We start from the raw sequence: 14,692 nt of genomic DNA on the forward strand, positions 1-14,692 counted from the left end.
CCACCTATCCGGACATCCCCGCCATGACACGATCGACGATTCCCTGGGTGCCCTCTTGGCGGGCGCAGTGGGCACAGCAGTACCAGTGCTCGCCCGACTGGACGCCGTGCCCGATCACCTTGGTACCGCAGTGCTCGCAGATCGGCGCCATGGACTGGATCGCGCACTGGAAAGAGTCGAACGTGTGCACCGCGCCCTGGGCGTGCACCTCGAAGGACATGTCGTAATCGTTGCCACACGCTTCGCAGACGGCCATGGCCCGGGGATACCCGGATGCCGGTCCTCGTTGTCTCATGGGACGGCCATTTCCGATGAAAATCCGTCACCCTCATCAGCTGGCAACCCGGGTCAGTCCGGTGAAGGCCGTTCCGCGAGATAGCGGCCCACCAGGGGTACGGCCAGGAGCCCCAGGGCGGCCAGGGCGCCCGGCAGGCCGAGCCGGCTCGTCAGGGCGGCCACGAGCAGCGGGCTGATGACGAAGCCCGTGTAGGAGATCGCGGAGACCGTGGACACCAGCACCCCGCTCGCGTCGTCGGCCGCCGCGCGGCTGAGCACGGCCGGCACCAGCGGTCCGAGTGCGAGCCCGGCCAGTGCGAACCCCGCCATCGACGCCAGGACCGAGCCGCCGAGCCCCGCCAGCGCCATCCCCGCGAGTCCGCCCACCCCGCCCACCAGGTAGAACGTCCGCAGCGTGAGCCGGGGCAGCGCCTGCGCGGCGATCCGCCCCACCGTGAGCGCCGCCATGTAGACGGCCGGGGCCGCGCTCGACACCAACGCCGAGGCCCCGCGGTGGTCTTCGAGGAGCAGTACCGACCACTGTTCGATCGAGTTCTCGATGATCAGCGCGCACGCGGTCAGCGCGCCGATCACGATCGCGGCCGTCCAGCGCCGCCTGCTGCCCGCTCCCCCGGTGGCGGGCAGGCCCCGGCCCAGGCGCAGGGCCGGCAGTGACGCCGACGAGGCGAGCACCAGGGCCGCGGCCACCACCAGCACCGTGCCGGCGCCCACGCCGAGCGAGCGGGCCAGCCCGGTGGCGGGGGCCGCGACGATCACCGCGAAAGGGAAGGCGGCGTGCACCTGCTGGAACAGCCTGCGCTCGTGCTCCCGCTCGGCCCGCCCGGTGGTCATGTTCAGCGCTACGTCGAGCGCGCCGCTGGTCATGCCGACCAGGAGCAGCGTCAGCCCGAGCGCCATCGGCGAGCCCACGGGCGCGATGGCCACGACACTCAGCGCGAAGGCCACGGTGACGGCGATCAACGCCGTACGTTCCCTGCCCCTGGTCAGCCGCCCGGCCACCGCCATGGCCGGAATCGCCCCCACCGGCACCGCGCTCAGCGCCAGCCCCAGCTCGGCGGGGGACGCGCCGAGCTGGTCCTTGATCACCGGCAGCAGCGCCGACCACGAGCCCCAGAACCCGCCCCAGGCCGCGCTGACCGCGATCAGCGGTATGCCGCGTTCCCCCACCAGTCCCCCTTGTCATGCATTACGGTTATGCCCAGTAAAGATCTTTAACGTCCTTAATATCCCCAATCGAAGGAATTCTTGTGCTCACGCGAACGGCCATCGCGGCCGGCTTGGCCGCCGCCGGGATCGCCGCCACCCCCGCCGCCGCCACTGCCACCCCCACCATCGCGACTTCCGCCGCCTCGTCCGTGACGGCCGCGCCCTACACGCCGGAGCGGGTCTGCGGGCCCGGCTTCCGCAGGGTCAGGGACGGTCACCGGGCGATGCGGACGCGCGAGGGCGCGGTGTTCGGGCACGTGTACCTGATGTACAGCAAGCGCTCCGGCAAGAACTGCGTGGCCGCGATCAAGACGGCCTACCTCGGCACCAAGACCATCACGGGTGCCAGCATCGTGGTGCGGGGTGGCGGCCGGTCGGAGGACTCACAGAAGTACCGCTTCTATGCCGAGACCGGGCACGTCGACGGCAGCTGGAAGTGCGTGAAGTTCTGGGGCTGGACCCGCGACCCCAGCGGCCGCGTCGAGGCCGGCGGCGGCCGCAACTCCTGGGGCAACTGCGCCGGCTGACCCGACCAGGCCGCCCGTGCGGACGGGCCGGGAGTACGGACGCCTGTACGTGCGGGCCGGGTGTCTACTGCGGGCAGACGTCGAGATATGGGACGTCCTTGAAAGCGGCGTCCCACTCCGCGGCGGAGAGCGTGCGTCCGGCACGCCGGCACACGGCGGCGGCCACTCGCCCGGGGTCGACGGGGGTCTCGAAGACGGTCCCCTCGATCGCCGCGTACAGCGTGCCGCCGTCGGCGCTGAACCCGAGGTCGCCCACGTTGATGTCGTGCAGGTTGAACGCACCGCCGAGCCGCTGCCTGGCCGCCACGTCCCAGAGCTGGAGCATGCCGTTCGTGGTGTACGTGGCCAGCAACCCGCCGTCAGGGGAGAAGTCGAGCCCGCCGACCTCCCCTGCGGCACGCGGAAGGGCGGGCTGCCGCGCCGTGGACCCGCGAGCGTCCCACAGGGCGATGCGGCCGGTCGTGTCCTCGCTCCTCGCCATCAGCCCCCGGCTGCTGATCACCGCTCCGGCGTTGGTCGCATACGACCAGTCGTACCCGGGACCGACCGGCTTGCCGGTGGCGATGTCGATGAACCGGCCGCCCCTGGCGACCAGTTCCTTCCCGTCCGGTGTGAACGGCCCTCCGTCGCCGAGGGTCGGAAGCAGGTACCGGGTGCGGCCGGTCGCGGTGTCGAAGACGAGCAGCCAGAACGGGCCGGTCTGGCCCGAGGGCGAGAGGGTCACCGCGATGGTCCGGCCGTCGGGACTGAATTCGGCGGCGTATACCGGATTCGTGTCCTTCCGTGGCGCGGGGATGCTCCAGAGCCGCTTGCGCGTCACCAGATCCCAGAGCTGGATCTTGCCGAAGTCTCCCCCCATGAGCAGCCGCGTGCCCGCGCGGTCGAAGGCTCGCACGGTATCGGCGTTGGGATCGGCGGCGAACCGGGCGACCACTCGATGCAGGCGCAGGTCCCAGAGTTCGGTTTGCTTGGCCTCGGAGCCACCGAGCACCGCCCACTGCCCCTCGGGGCTGAACTCGGCATCCCCCTTGACCCGGGTGGAGGCGAGCCGCGGGGCCAGGTCGACGCTGACGACCTGGTCGTCCATCAGGTAGCGCAGGGTCCTGCCGTCGGGGTCGAGCGCGGCATCGGTCAGATCGGCCTCCGCCCGGTAGGTGAGGATCTCCTGGCGGGTGGAGACCTTCCATACACGGATGTCACGGCCCTCGAAGGCCATCAACAGGTCGGCGCCGGGCCCGAAGCGCAGTCGTGTATAGCCCCTGGTACAGATGTCGCAGTCCCAGCCGTCCTCCCGCCGGTCGAACTCGCGCCCCGTCGCCGCGTGTACCAGCACGATGTCGCTGTCGGCGCAGGCCAGCGTCTTCCCGTCAGGGGTGAACGCCGCCGTGGACGGGTGCTTGTGGCACGCCGGGTAACGCCGCTCCGTAGTCCAACCGGGCAGGGCCCGCTCGTCGAACCGCTCGCCGGTCAGCAGCAGGTGCCTGCCCGTGGGGTCGACGAGCGGGGTCTGGGCCAGGTCCATGGTGCCGTACAGGCCTTTGCCGAACATCTTTCCGGTTTTGACGTCCAGCAGGCGGTAGATGTCGTCCGCGAACTTGAGCGTCAGGACGGAGTCGTTCGCGCCGAACACCGGGTACAGGCCGCCGTTGCCGGCCTGGGGCAGCGGCTTCCGTAGCAACTGCCGGCCCGAGGCGAGGTCCCAGACGCCGACCTCGTCACCTGTCGTCTGGGCCAGCAGACTGCCCGACCTGTTCAGCACCGGGTCCTGGAGGATCTCGCCCTTCAGTCCGAGCGGGCTCCAGCCGCCGGTACGCCTGCCGGTGCGCACGTCGAAGACGTTCACACCGGCCTCGCTCACGCTCACCAGCGTGCGCCCGTCGCCGCTCAAGGCGCGGTTGGCGATGCCGATCACCGGTGGGTCGCGGAAGGCGGCCGTCTCCTGCTGCTGCAGCGACGACATCAGGCTCGACCTGGCCGCGGTCCCCGGTGACACCCGCCAGGCCGCCACGCTCAGCAGCATCGCCTTGACCGGGTCGGTGGTGCGCATCCGGTCGGCCCCGCCCGCCACCTGCTCGGCGAGGAGGACGTCCCGCTGCCCCGCCGCCTGCTGGCGCTGGTAGGCGGCCAGGCCGCCCGCCGCGAGCGCCACCGCCAGCAGCGCGGCGAGCGCGACCGTGGTCATCGTCCGGCGTCTGGCCCGCCGCCGGGTCAGCGCGGAGCCCGCGCGCAGGAAGTCGCGCTCGCGCGGGGTGAGCGTCACGTGCCGGCGCCCGGTGGCGGCCCAGCTCAGCGCGCGTTCCAGGCGACTGCCCTGCAGCAGGTCGCCGTCGTGCCTGCCGTTGCCGGCCCAGTGGCCGGCCGCGCTGGTGATCTGGGCCAGTACGGTCAGGCCGTCGCGGTCCGCGTCGAGCCACGTCCGCAGCCTCGGCCAGGCCCGCAGCAGGCCGGGACGCGACAGCGTGACCGCGGTCTCGGTGCTGGTCACCACGTAGGAGAACGCGCGCAGGACGCGCCGGATCGCCTCCACCTCGGGTTCGGGACGGCCGCCGAACAGTTCGTCGTGCGGGACCCACCTGGCGGTCTCGTGGCCGTCGTCGCCGATGGCGACCATCCGCAGGAACAGTTCGGCGGCCAGGTCGCGTTCCTCCGGCGCGAGCGCGCCGTAGGCGTCCTCGGCGATCGTGCCCAGCGCGGGATCGCCCTGGGCGGCGGCCCGCACGCCCAAGGCGGCGCGGCTGCCCGCGGCGAGCAGCCCGCCGGTGTCCGTACCGTTGCCGCTGACCAGGGCGAGGAGCAGGTCACGGGCCGCCGGGCGGGCGGCGGGGTCCTTCTCCATCGCGGCCGACACCAGCGACGCCAGCCGGGACGGCAGGCCGTCCAGGTCGGGGCGGGCGGACAGCACCCGGTGCATCACGCCGCCCAGGTTGTCGGCGGCGAACGGGTCCTGGCCGGTGGCCGCGAACACCATGACCGCGCCCCACGCGAACACGTCGGCGGCCGGCCCGGCCCGCTGCCCCGTGAACACCTCGGGCGCCATGTAGCTGGGCGTCCCCGCCACCTCGCCGGTCTTGGTCAGCGACATGTCGAGCGTACGGGCGATGCCGAAGTCGATCACCCGCGGACCGTCGGGGCCGAGCAGTACGTTGTCGGGCTTGAGGTCGCGGTGGATGACACCCGCGTCGTGGATCGCGGTCAGCGCGGTCGCGACGGCCGTGGCCAGCCGGTGCAGGTCGTCCCCGGCGAACCGGCGGCCGCCCTCGACGGCCTGGCGCAGGCTCTGCCCCGGTACGTACTCCGAGACGATGTACGGCTTGGCGGCTTCGAGATCGGTGGCGAGCACCCGGGCGGTGCAGAACGACGCCACCCGGCCCGCGGCGGTCGCCTCCTTGGCGAACCGGTCGCGTCCGCCCCCTTCACGCGAGGGGTGCAGCACCTTGACCGCCACCCGGTTGCCTTCGGTGTCGTACGCCTCGTAGACGACGCCCTGCCCGCCGGCGCCGAGGCGGCCGGCCAGCCAGTAGTCGCCGATGTGCTGCGGGTCCCCCGCGCTCAGCCCTTCCACAGAGGATGAGATGACAGCTGATCGTCCGAAGTTTTCACCTATCGGCGGCTGGCCACTCACCCGGTAGAAATGCGTGGAACGACCGGACGTCCTCCGGTTAGGTTGTGGCGCATGGCGGCTGCAACTCGCCGCCAAGCCACTGTCAAGCGGTGGCGCGCACAGTACAGGTACAAGAGAGGGGGCAGATCATGAGACGCGTGCGGATCGTCAAGCCGGCGAAGCGGCGACAGGATCGCAACACGGGCCTGGACCTGCGTACCCCATCGGGCCGTCGGCTACCTTACTGAAACGATACTTACATCGAACTTACCGGGGTACCTGTAGATAACATAGGTAACAAGAACGTCACGGGGGGCTCACGATGAAGAGACTAGTGGTGGTGCCGCCACACGTCGCCCGGCACAAGATCCGCGATATCCGGTCGGGAGACCGCCGCAAGCCCGTCGCGCACGACCCCAAGGTCGTCGATCTCCGAGCCTACAGCGGCCGCAACGTGATCCGGTTCCCCGGAGGCCCTACCCCCGCCGCCTGACCGCCCGCAGGTCAGCCGTAGAGCTTCTTGGCGTACGTCTCACCATAGTAGTTCTCGAGTTGCTCGATGGTCTCTTCGACCTTCTGCACGTCCTTGACCAGGGTCGCGTGTGACGGCAGCGAATCCTCGGGCCAGCGGTCGGGCTTCCAGAGCGCGGAACGCAGGAAGGCCTTGGCGCAGTGGAAGAAGATCTGTTCGATCTCCACGACGAGCGCCAGCTGCGGGCGGTGGCCCTTGACGATCATGTCGTCGAAGAACGGCGCCTCGCGGATCAGCCGGGCGCGGCCGTTGAGCCTGAGGGTCTCGTTGCGGCCGGGGATCAAGTAGATCAACCCCACATGCGGATTTTTCAGGATATTGAGGAAACCGTCAGCCCGGCGATTGCCCGGCCGGTCGGGGATGGCGATCGTGGCGTCGTCGATGACGTACGTGAAGCCGGCCGGGTCACCCTTGGGCGAGACGTCGCAGTTGCCGTCGGCGTCGGAGGTGGCGATCAAGCAGAACGGCGAGTTCGCCAGCCATTCCCGGTCGCGCTCGTGCAGCCGCGGCCGGTCCTTGGTGGCCGCTCGCGGCATCACTTCACCCAGTAGTTCGCGTAGTTCCGTCTCCGAGTCGATCTCCGCCCAGCTCATGCCGTCTCCTCTCGGGGGTTACGCGCAATTCTGTCAGGGAATCGGATCGAGCATCCGGTGAGGGGTCCGCAATGCCTCGCTGACCGGATCGTCCCTGGTGCCTGCCAAGCCCGGACCGGGCCGCACCTCCGCCTCCCCGATCGGGACCTGGACGCCGCAGGTGGCACAGCGGGCGGCGCCGTCGATGCGGGTGCCGCAGGTCAGGTGGTGGAAGACGCGGCGCGGTCCGGTGCTGGTCAGATGCCGCTCACCCCACTCGGCCAGGGCCAGGACCGGTAGCCAGAGCTCATGGCCCATCGGGGTCAGGATGTACTCGTCGCGCGGCGGCGCGTCCCGGTAGCGCCGCTTGTCGAGGACCCCCGCCTCGACGAGCGCGGCCAGCCGCTGCGAGAGGACCGCCCGGGGGATGTCGAGGTGGGCGAGGAAGTCGCCGTAGCGCCGTACGCCGTACATCGCGTCGCGTACGACGAGGAGTGTCCAGCGCTCGCCGATCACCTCCAGGGCCTTGGCGAGCGAACAGTCCTGAGCGTCGTAGTTCTTGCCTAGCGCCATGCCACCCCCTTCAGTTCATTCATTGAACCATGGTAGCTTGCGCGGCATGAGTTCAATCACTGAACCGACTCGGCTCCTCGTGCCCGGTCGCCGAACGCTCGCCGTGGCGTCGATGGCGCCCTTGCTCGCGCTGACGAACTACACGGTGCCGATGGTCACGCTGCCCCAGACCGCTCGGGAGCTGGGCGCGGGTCCGACCGGGCCGGTGTGGATTCTGGGCTCGATCGCGCTCGGCCTGTCGGCGCTGCTGCTGGTCTCCGGTGGGCTGGCCGACGACTACGGCCGCAAGCGGGTGCTGGTGGCGGGCACGGCCGTGCTCGCGATCGCCAGCGTGGTGGCCGCGTTGAGCCCGGTTGTGGTGGTGTTCGTGGCGGCCCGGCTGGTGCAGGGCGGCGCGAGCGCGGCGATGCTGGCGGCGAGCCTCGGCATCGTGGGCCATGCCTTCCCCTCCGGGGTCGAGCGGGTGCGGGCCACCGGTCGTTACGGCGCGATGATCGGGCTGGGCACCGCCGTGGGGCCGCTGCTGTCCGGGGTGCTGGCGGAGGTGACCGGCTGGCGGGCGGCGTACTGGCTGATGGCGGTGTGCGCGCTGGCTCTGGCCGTGGTGTCGGCGCGCACGCTGGAGGAGTCGCGCTCGGCCGTGCCCCGGCGGTTCGACGTGCCCGGCGTGGTGCTGCTCAGCCTGGGCGTCGCCGCGCTGCTCGCGGGCGTGACCGAGGGCCGTCTCGGCTGGTCGCGGCCGGTGGTGCTGGTGGCGTTCGCGGCGGCGGTGGTGCTGGTGGCGGCGTTCGTGCTGGTCGAGCGGGGGCGGGCGGAGCCGCTGATCGACCTGGAGCTGTTCCGGCGGCCGGTGTTCCTGGTGGCGACGGGCGGGGCGCTGGTGGTCGGGGCGGCGGTGGTCGGGCTGATGAGTTACCTGCCGACCGTGCTGCAGACGGCGCACGGTCTGACGCCGCTCGCGACGGCGCTGCTGTTCATGCTGTGGTCCGGGCTGTCGTTCCTTTCCGCGCTGCTGTCCCGGCGGCTGCGGCTGGCCACGGCGGCGCGGCTGGCGCTCGGGCTGGCGCTGACCGCGCTGGGCTTCGGCGGACTGCTGGGGCTGGGCGGGACGTTCGTGCCCGTTCTCGTGGTCGGCGGGCTGGCGGTGAGCGGGGCCGGGGCGGGGCTGATCAACTCCTCGATCACGCACCTCGCGATCGAGAGCGTGCCGTCGCATCGGGTCAGCATGGGGTCGGGGGCGAACAACACCGCCCGCTACGTGGGCAGCTCGCTGGGGGCGGCCGGGGTGGCGGGGGTCATCGGGGGGTTCGGGGCGCAGCAGGGGGTGGTGATCGCGGTGGCGGCATGCATCGCACTGACGGGAGCCACGGCCGTGGCCGCCCTCGTCACCAGCCGCTGAGCAGCGGCGCCGTCAGTCGGCGCTGAGCGGCGGTCGCCACCTCTCGCCGAGCCGGGCCCGTCAGCCGTCCTTGAGGCGGGTGCGGTGGAGGCGGACCTTCTCGCGGTTGCCGCATCTGCGCATGGAGCACCACTGGCGCTTGCCCGCGTTGGACCGATCGGTGAAGCGCAGGCCGCAGGTGGGGCTGGCGCACACCCGGAGGTGGTGGCGGTCGTCGCCGCCGAGCAGCGTCACGGCGTCGTAGGCGATGTCGGCCAGCGCCCCGCCCGCCGGATCGAGTGGCGCCACCCGTACGAGGGAGAGGTCGGGAGCGAGCCGCACCACCGGCGCCCGGCGCCGCGCGGCCCAGGCGTTGACCACCTCCAGATCAACCGGATCCACGCCAGCGGCGCCCGCGAGGACGGCGTCCACGCACCGGCTGATCGCGTCCCGCAGGTCGCGAGCCTGGCGCAGGAGTCCCTCGTCCGCCCGCGCGCCCGCGTAGCCCGCCGCGTCGAGCCAGGCCGCCAGATCGGCGGGCTCGCGCAGCATCTCCCGGCCGCCGGTCTTCCTGTCGCGGTACGTGTTGATCAGATCGAGACTCGACCGGCCCCCGTCCCACACCCAGTCCATTCCCTAACTATATGATGCGGTTACCCCTGTAACCTCATCATGGAGTTACCAATGGCTGAATCAAGGATGGCCGAGCTCGACGGGCTCCGGATGCACTACCTGATCGAAGGCGACGGGCCGCTGCTCGTCCTGCTGCACGGCTGGCCCCAGACCAGCCACTGCTGGCGGCGGATCATGCCCGAACTGGCCGAGCGCTACACGGTGGTCGCACCCGACCTGCGCGGATACGGCCGGACGGACAAGCCGACCACCGGCTTCGACAAGCGGACCATGGCCGCCGACATCCGCGCCCTGGTCCGCTCGCTCGGCCACTCGACATTGACGCTGGCCGGCCACGACCGCGGCGCGCGGGTCGCGCACCGCTACGCGCTGGACCACCCCGGCGAGGTCGAGCGGCTGATCGTCATGGACATCATCCCCACCAGGGAGATGTGGCGCCGCTTCGACATGCGGTCGGGGATGGCGCTGGGCACCTGGCACTGGACCTTCCACCTGCAGCCCGACCTGCCGGAGCTGCTCGCGGGGGCGAACGTGGCGGCCTATCTGGGCTATTTCTTCGAGAAGTGGACAGTACGGCGGGCGGAGCTGGAGGTGGACGAGTACGTACGGGCCTTCTCCCAGCCCGGAGCGCTGCGGGCCGGGTTCGACGACTACCGGGCCTCCTTCCCGCACGACGCCGCCCACGACGACGCCGACTGGGACGCGGGCAGGCGTCTGGAGATGCCGGTGCTGGCCCTGTGGGGGTCGGCGGGGCTGCCGAGCCGGGTGCCGGTGCTCGACATCTGGCGTGAGTACGCCCGTGACGTGCGGGGCGCGGAGATCCCGGACTGCGGCCATTTCCTGGCCGAGGAACGCCCCGACATCGTGCTGTCACACCTGCGCGACTTCCTCACGTCCGGCTGACCCCGGCGCACCCGCGGGTGACGGGCTGGGCGGCGCGGATGACCTCCGGCCCGGCTGGTCAGGCGGCGGGCAGCTCGCGGGCGGCCCAGGCGATCGTGGCGACCTACCAGCGCCGGGCCTGGGCCATGACGTCGAGCAGGGCGTCGCGTTCGGCGGCGAAGGCCGGGTCCGCGCCTTCCCGTTCGGCCCGCAGGTGCAGCATGGTCAGCTCGGTCGCAGCCTGCTGGTAGTCGCCCATCGCCCGCCCGAGCCCCACGCCCTTGGCCCATTTGCGCGCGGCCCGGCGGCCGGACAGCGTGCTCAGCATGGTGACGTCCGGCGGGGTGACGTGCCCGGTTGCCTGGTAGGCGGGCAGGTAGCCGCCCATCTTGGCCAGCAGTTGCCTGCGCTCGCGTACGGTCACCAGAACGAGCCCGACGAGCGCCCCCATGATGACCAGATAGGCCAGCCCCAGCCAGCCGATCGACCGGAGCGAGGCGGCGCCGTTCCAGAGCCCGTGCAGGAGGACCGCGCCGAAGTAGCCGAGCGGGATGGCCGCGAACCGCGCGGGGCCGCGGCGGGTGAGCGCGTACGCGACGCCGAGCCCGGTCATCGCGGTGTACACGGGGTGGCCGAGCGGGTCGATCAGCCCTCTGATCACGAACAGTTGCATGGCGCCGCCCACGCCGTCCTCGGTGAACGCGCTCAGGTAGTAGCCGACGTTCTCCACGACCGCGAAGCCCAGTCCGGCCATCGAGCCGTACACGATGCCGTCGGTGAGCCCGTCGATCTCCCGCTTTCTGATCAGGAGCAGCAGCAGGGCCGAGCCCTTGAGCGCCTCCTCGATCACCGGGGCCAGGTAGACCGTGCCCACCTCCTGAACGGTCTGTGTGCCGTAGCCGGCCCTGGCGAACATGGCCTGGCCGGCGATGGTCAGCGCGACGCCCAGCACGATCGCCACGCCGGCGCCCCACGCGAACGCGAAGCTCAAGTGCAGCCGGGGCTCGGGCTCCAGCCGGTCGAGCGAGAGGACCGCCGCGAGCAGCAGGGGCAGGGGCGCCACCGCCAGCAGCATGGACAGGCCGAAACCGAGCGGGCCGCCCGACAGCAGCATGCCGGCCAGCACGAGCACCGCGAGGACGCTCGAGATCACCAGGCCGATCAGGAGCGCCTTGCTGGGCCGCCGCGGCAGCGAGGGAGGCCGGGGCCGTACGGTCATCGCCATACCTCTTTTCGGACAGAGTCCCACTATGGAGCGGACCCGTCGACAGACGCTTGACGATTACTTGACGGCCATGATCAACGCGCTTCCCGGTAGTAGGGGTCGGCCACCCCGCCCTCGTACGAGTACACCTCGCGGCCGTCGACGAAGACCCGCAGCGCCCGGCTCATGATGTCCAGCGGGTCGCCGGACCAGATCACCACGTCGCCGTCGAGTCCCGGACGCAGCGCGCCCACGCGGTCGTCGAGGCCCATGATGTGGGCCGGGTTGACGGTGATGGACCGCAGCGCCACGTCCCGGTCCAGCCCCTCCTTGACCGCCAGCGTCGCCTGGTGGACCAGGAAGTGGATCGGCACCACGGGGTGGTCGGTGGTGATCGCCAGCTCGACCCCGGCCCGCGCGAGGATGCCCGGATTGCGCAGCGAGCGGTGCCGGAGCTCGACCTTGGACCGGCTGGTGAACAGCGGCCCGATGATGACCGGGACACCGCGCTCGGCCAGCACGTCGGCGATCAGGTGCCCCTCCGTGCCATGGTTGATCACCACCCGGTAGCCGAACTCGTCCGCCAGCCGCAGCGCGGTCGCGATGTCGTCGGCCCGGTGCGTGTGCTGGCACCAGGGCAGCTCGCCGTCGAGCACGCGGACGAGGATCTCCTGCGTGGCGTCGCGATCGAACGGCTTGCCCTCGTCGTAGGCGACCGACCGCCTGGCCTTGTAGTCCTGCGCCTTCATGAACGCGTCGCGGATCACCGCCGCCACGCCCTGGCGGGTGGACGGCAGCTTCTTCTGGTCGCCGTAGACGCGCTTGGGGTTCTCGCCGAGGGCGCTCTTCACGCTCACCGGCTCGCGGATCAGCATCTCGTCGACGGTCCGGCCCCAGCACTTGACCGCCACCGTCTGGCCGCCGATGGGGTTGGCGGATCCCGGCTTGATCACCGCGGTGGTGACGCCGCCGGACAGCGCGTCGGCGAAGCCCAGGTCGGCGGGGTTGATGGCGTCGAGGGCGCGCAGGCGGGCCCCGTTGGGGTCGGTCGTCTCGTTGGTGTCCTGGCCGGCCCAACCCTCGGCCTCCTCGTACACGCCCAGATGGCCGTGGGCCTCGACGAAGCCCGGCAGCACCCAGCCGCCGGCCGCGTCGACGACGGGGGTTCCGGGAGGTATCTCGACATCGCGGCCGACCGCGGCGATCTTCCCATCCTGGATCAGCACGGTGCCGCCCTCGATGGGATCGCCGTCGACCGGGACGACATATCCGCTGGTGATCGCAAGATTCATGTCAGCAACCTACATTGGATGATATTTCGGCATAGGGCGGACACGGCGCTTCGCTCCTCCCCCTTCCCTTCGGTAAGGTTCCGACAACAGGGCAAAGGAGGATGAATTGGCCGAGGACCAGGCCGCCTACGGTCCCGGCGCGGGGCTCGGCCCCAGCGGCCTGCCGGACGAGGACCTGTCACACCTGCTCAGCCGCCAACGCTTCGGCGCGCTGGCCACGCGGGGCGGCAACGGCCACCCGCACGTGTCCACCGTCGTGTACGCCTGGGACCCCGCCCAGCGGGTGGTCCGCGTCGCGACGGTCGACGGCCGGCCGAAGGTGCGCCAGTTGCACAAGGATCCACGCGCCGCACTGTACGTGGCCAGCGACGACTTCTGGTCGTACGCCGTGGCCGAGGGCCTGGCCGAGTTGTCACCGGTGAGCGTCGAACCCGGCGACGAGGTCGGCCGGGAGCTGCTGGCCATGCAGTCGGGGGGCTACGCCGACCCGGGCGCCGAGGCCGCGTTCCTGGGCCAGGTGGTCGCGGACAAACGGCTGGTGATCAGGCTCCGGGTGTCCCGGTTGTACGGGACGTCGCTGCCCGCTCCGTCCGCCGGATAGCGCGCCGCCTGTTGTAGTCGACCACCGCGACCACGGCGACGATGAGCGCCAGGTCGATGGCGGCCGACGAGCGTATCGCGCCGACGTGATCGCCGCCCGCCACGGCCGCGAAGTAGACCGCGCCGATCACGGCGACCCCGCCCGAGCCCCCGAACTGCTGGGCCGTACTGAGGAATCCCGAGCCGATGCCCGCCTGGTGCGGCGCGACCTCCACCAGCGCCGCCCCGATGAGCTGCGGGATCACCAGGCCGTTGCCGAGTCCCACGAGCACCAGCGAGGCGATGATCCACGGCAGCCCGGCCGCCGCCGTGCACAGCAGCAGCGTCAGGCCGGACGCGGTCACGGCTCCGCCGATCATCACGACCTTCAGGCCGTACCTCCTGACCAGGCGGGTGCCCAGCAGCGAGCTGATCGTGAACAGCACGCCCATCGGCGCGAACGCCAGCCCGGCCTGGAACGCGGTGAGTCGCAGCCCGCCCTGGAGCAGCAGCGTGAGCGTGAACATGAACGACGCGAAGTACGCCATGAACGCGGTGATCGCGCCGACGCCCGCCAGATAGGAGTGCACCTTCAGCAGGGCCAGGTCCAGCACCGGCTGCCCGCCGCGCCCGCCGAGCACGTACTGCCAGCGACCCGTGAGAACGAGGACGGGCACACTCGCGCCCATGCAGATCCACGTCCACACGGGCCAGCCCGCGCTGTTGCCGAGGCCCAGCGGCACCAGGATCAGCGCCAGACCGACCGCCAGCCCGGCGGCGCCGAGCAGGTCCAGCCGCGACCGCCTGGCCGGCTCGACCCTGGGCAGCAGCCAGGCGGCCAGCGGGACCACGACCAGGCCGACGGGCAGGTTGATCAGGAAGATCACCCGCCAGCCGAGCCCGAACAGGTCGGCCGACAGCAGCAGCCCGCCCAGCACCTGCCCGGCGATCGAACCGAGCCCGCCGGTCGCGCCGTACCAGCCCACGGCGCGGCGCCGCTCCTCCGGCGGGAAGACCGCGGAGATCATGGCGAGCACCTGCGGCACCATCGCCGCGCCGGCCAATCCCTGCAGCAGCCGGGCAGCCACGAGCTGGGCGGGGTTCAGCGCGATCCCGCAGAGTAAGGACGCGATCGTGAACGCGATCACGCCCCCGATGAACATCCGCCGGTAGCCGTACCGGTCGCCGAGCCGCCCGCCGGTGATCATGCCCGCCGCGTAGGTGAAGGCGTAGCCGCCCACGATGAGCTCCAGCGCCGCGGGGCTCGCGTGCAGCTCGCGCTCGAACGACGGAGCCGCCACGTTGACCACGAAGAAGTCGAACTGGGCCATGAACCACGCCGACAGAAGCACCGCCAGCGTCCCGCCGAATCTCATTCTGACCAGGCTAGGCCCTCAGAACCGGCGGCGGCCGAGC

General features: G+C 71.4%; 14 protein-coding genes. 5 read left to right on the forward strand and 9 right to left on the reverse strand.

Annotated features, from left to right (window positions below; all coding sequences use genetic code 11):
- Positions 1-4: 4 nt before the first annotated feature.
- Both AB0B91_RS38590 and AB0B91_RS38595 read right to left on the reverse strand, forming a co-directional pair.
- Complete coding sequence (locus tag AB0B91_RS38590; protein ID WP_358330716.1) at positions 5-256, reverse strand: hypothetical protein; 252 nt, start codon at positions 254-256, stop codon at positions 5-7.
- 92 nt (positions 257-348) lie between these two features.
- Complete coding sequence (locus AB0B91_RS38595) at positions 349-1,464, reverse strand: MFS transporter (RefSeq protein ID WP_358330719.1); 1,116 nt, start codon at positions 1,462-1,464, stop codon at positions 349-351.
- 80 nt (positions 1,465-1,544) lie between these two features.
- Between AB0B91_RS38595 and AB0B91_RS38600 the strand changes: the two genes are divergently transcribed.
- Positions 1,545-2,030, forward strand: coding sequence for a hypothetical protein (locus AB0B91_RS38600; RefSeq protein WP_358330722.1), 486 nt, complete (start codon positions 1,545-1,547; stop codon positions 2,028-2,030).
- Positions 2,031-2,094: 64 nt separating this feature from the next.
- Here AB0B91_RS38600 and AB0B91_RS38605 read toward each other — a convergent pair whose 3' ends face one another.
- Complete coding sequence (locus tag AB0B91_RS38605; RefSeq protein ID WP_358330725.1) at positions 2,095-5,592, reverse strand: WD40 repeat domain-containing serine/threonine-protein kinase; 3,498 nt, start codon at positions 5,590-5,592, stop codon at positions 2,095-2,097.
- Positions 5,593-5,953: 361 nt separating this feature from the next.
- On the opposite strand from AB0B91_RS38605, the gene AB0B91_RS38610 reads away from it, so the two are divergent.
- The gene (locus tag AB0B91_RS38610) at positions 5,954-6,124 is read left to right on the forward strand and encodes a hypothetical protein (protein ID WP_358330727.1); all 171 of its coding nucleotides are present in this window, start codon (positions 5,954-5,956) and stop codon (positions 6,122-6,124) included.
- Positions 6,125-6,135: 11 nt separating this feature from the next.
- On the opposite strand, the gene AB0B91_RS38615 is transcribed toward AB0B91_RS38610, so the two are convergent.
- Both AB0B91_RS38615 and AB0B91_RS38620 read right to left on the reverse strand, forming a co-directional pair.
- Positions 6,136-6,756 (reverse strand): pyridoxamine 5'-phosphate oxidase family protein, encoded by a 621-nt coding sequence (locus tag AB0B91_RS38615; protein ID WP_358330730.1) that lies wholly within the window; start codon positions 6,754-6,756, stop codon positions 6,136-6,138.
- A 33-nt stretch (positions 6,757-6,789) separates the two neighbouring features.
- Positions 6,790-7,308, reverse strand: a complete 519-nt coding sequence (locus tag AB0B91_RS38620; RefSeq protein ID WP_358330733.1) for a helix-turn-helix domain-containing protein — start codon at positions 7,306-7,308, stop codon at positions 6,790-6,792.
- 46 nt (positions 7,309-7,354) lie between these two features.
- Here AB0B91_RS38620 and AB0B91_RS38625 point away from each other — a divergent pair, with 46 nt between their 5' ends.
- Positions 7,355-8,707 (forward strand): MFS transporter, encoded by a 1,353-nt coding sequence (locus AB0B91_RS38625; RefSeq protein ID WP_358330736.1) that lies wholly within the window; start codon positions 7,355-7,357, stop codon positions 8,705-8,707.
- A gap of 60 nt (positions 8,708-8,767) precedes the next feature.
- Here the strand turns inward: AB0B91_RS38625 and AB0B91_RS38630 are convergent, their stop codons facing one another.
- Positions 8,768-9,319 (reverse strand): ABATE domain-containing protein, encoded by a 552-nt coding sequence (locus AB0B91_RS38630; RefSeq protein ID WP_358330739.1) that lies wholly within the window; start codon positions 9,317-9,319, stop codon positions 8,768-8,770.
- A 51-nt stretch (positions 9,320-9,370) separates the two neighbouring features.
- On the opposite strand from AB0B91_RS38630, the gene AB0B91_RS38635 reads away from it, so the two are divergent.
- Positions 9,371-10,222 (forward strand): alpha/beta hydrolase, encoded by an 852-nt coding sequence (locus AB0B91_RS38635; protein WP_358330742.1) that lies wholly within the window; start codon positions 9,371-9,373, stop codon positions 10,220-10,222.
- 103 nt (positions 10,223-10,325) lie between these two features.
- Here AB0B91_RS38635 and AB0B91_RS38640 read toward each other — a convergent pair whose 3' ends face one another.
- Positions 10,326-11,420, reverse strand: coding sequence for a PrsW family intramembrane metalloprotease (locus tag AB0B91_RS38640; protein WP_358330745.1), 1,095 nt, complete (start codon positions 11,418-11,420; stop codon positions 10,326-10,328).
- 80 nt (positions 11,421-11,500) lie between these two features.
- Entirely contained in the window at positions 11,501-12,697 is a 1,197-nt protein-coding gene (locus tag AB0B91_RS38645; protein ID WP_358330748.1) for an amidohydrolase, read from the reverse strand.
- A gap of 106 nt (positions 12,698-12,803) precedes the next feature.
- On the opposite strand from AB0B91_RS38645, the gene AB0B91_RS38650 reads away from it, so the two are divergent.
- Positions 12,804-13,298, forward strand: a complete 495-nt coding sequence (locus AB0B91_RS38650; RefSeq protein WP_358330751.1) for a TIGR03618 family F420-dependent PPOX class oxidoreductase — start codon at positions 12,804-12,806, stop codon at positions 13,296-13,298.
- On the opposite strand, the gene AB0B91_RS38655 is transcribed toward AB0B91_RS38650, so the two are convergent.
- Positions 13,240-14,652 carry an MFS transporter gene (locus AB0B91_RS38655; RefSeq protein WP_358330754.1) on the reverse strand — a complete coding sequence of 471 codons (1,413 nt, stop codon included), beginning with the start codon at positions 14,650-14,652 and terminating at the stop codon, positions 13,240-13,242. The genes AB0B91_RS38650 and AB0B91_RS38655 overlap by 59 nt on opposite strands.
- Between the last annotated feature and the right edge of the window lie 40 nt (positions 14,653-14,692).

Origin of the sequence: Nonomuraea sp. NPDC049141, assembly GCF_040648415.1 — a bacterium.
Taxonomy (GTDB): Bacteria; Actinomycetota; Actinomycetes; order Streptosporangiales; family Streptosporangiaceae; genus Nonomuraea.

What these genes read in the sequence shown, in the direction of transcription:
- AB0B91_RS38620 (WP_358330733.1), bottom strand. Translation starts at nt 7,308, where the DNA reads ATGGCGCTAGGCAAGAACTACGACGCTCAGGACTGTTCGCTCGCCAAG.
- AB0B91_RS38590 (WP_358330716.1), bottom strand. Translation starts at nt 256, where the DNA reads ATGGCCGTCTGCGAAGCGTGTGGCAACGATTACGACATGTCCTTCGAG.
- AB0B91_RS38630 (WP_358330739.1), bottom strand. Translation starts at nt 9,319, where the DNA reads ATGGACTGGGTGTGGGACGGGGGCCGGTCGAGTCTCGATCTGATCAAC.
- AB0B91_RS38655 (WP_358330754.1), bottom strand. Translation starts at nt 14,652, where the DNA reads ATGAGATTCGGCGGGACGCTGGCGGTGCTTCTGTCGGCGTGGTTCATG.
- AB0B91_RS38610 (WP_358330727.1), top strand. Translation starts at nt 5,954, where the DNA reads ATGAAGAGACTAGTGGTGGTGCCGCCACACGTCGCCCGGCACAAGATC.
- AB0B91_RS38615 (WP_358330730.1), bottom strand. Translation starts at nt 6,756, where the DNA reads ATGAGCTGGGCGGAGATCGACTCGGAGACGGAACTACGCGAACTACTG.
- AB0B91_RS38635 (WP_358330742.1), top strand. Translation starts at nt 9,371, where the DNA reads ATGGCTGAATCAAGGATGGCCGAGCTCGACGGGCTCCGGATGCACTAC.
- AB0B91_RS38640 (WP_358330745.1), bottom strand. Translation starts at nt 11,420, where the DNA reads ATGACCGTACGGCCCCGGCCTCCCTCGCTGCCGCGGCGGCCCAGCAAG.
- AB0B91_RS38645 (WP_358330748.1), bottom strand. Translation starts at nt 12,697, where the DNA reads ATGAATCTTGCGATCACCAGCGGATATGTCGTCCCGGTCGACGGCGAT.
- AB0B91_RS38625 (WP_358330736.1), top strand. Translation starts at nt 7,355, where the DNA reads ATGAGTTCAATCACTGAACCGACTCGGCTCCTCGTGCCCGGTCGCCGA.